2 protein-coding genes are annotated in these 574 nt (G+C 71.6%); one reads left to right on the plus strand and one right to left on the minus strand.

Features of this window, described 5'->3' with window-relative positions:
• On the plus strand, window positions 1-354 hold a 354-nt coding region (locus tag KZA10_RS17175; RefSeq protein ID WP_218683508.1), incomplete at its 5' end, for a helix-turn-helix domain-containing protein.
• A 10-nt stretch (window positions 355-364) separates the two neighbouring features.
• Here KZA10_RS17175 and KZA10_RS17180 read toward each other — a convergent pair.
• The coding region (locus KZA10_RS17180) for a GNAT family N-acetyltransferase (RefSeq protein ID WP_218683509.1) at window positions 365-574 on the minus strand (210 nt) is incomplete at its 5' end.

Below are 574 nucleotides of genomic sequence, written 5' to 3' on the forward strand. Positions count from 1 at the left end.
CCCGAGCAGCCGCTGCATCTGCCGGAACCGCACGACCCGCGTCTGCGTCGGGCGGCCCGGATCGTCGAGGACGACCTCGCCACGCCCGTGAGCCTCGGCGAGCTCGGCATGCGCACCGGAACCACCGAGCGGACCCTGAGCCGCCTGTTCCCTCGGGAGACCGGCATGGGATACCGGCAGTGGCGTCTCCAGCTGCGCGTGCATCGTGCGCTCGTCCTGCTCGCCGACGGCACCTCGGTGACCGAGACGGCCGCGGCCTGCGGGTGGGCGACGACCAGCCAGTTCATCCAGCAGTTCACACCGCTCGTGGGGATGACCCCCGGCCGCTACCGTCTGTCTCAGCACTCGGCGTGATGCGGTCGACTCAGACCGCGCGCACCATGCACACGAGCCGCTCGCGATCGTCCCACGAGGGCACCCGCTCGAATCCCCGCGATTCATACAGACGCACGGGACCATCACGCCAGTCCCACACCGACAGCCGCACCTGCACGGCACCGAGAACGGCCGCATCGTCGAGGGCGGCGTCCAGCAGCGCCGAACCCACCCCGCGACCGCGTGCCGCAGGCTCCGC

Source organism: Microbacterium sp. BF1 (assembly GCF_019279095.1).
Taxonomy (GTDB): Bacteria; Actinomycetota; Actinomycetes; order Actinomycetales; family Microbacteriaceae; genus Microbacterium; species Microbacterium maritypicum.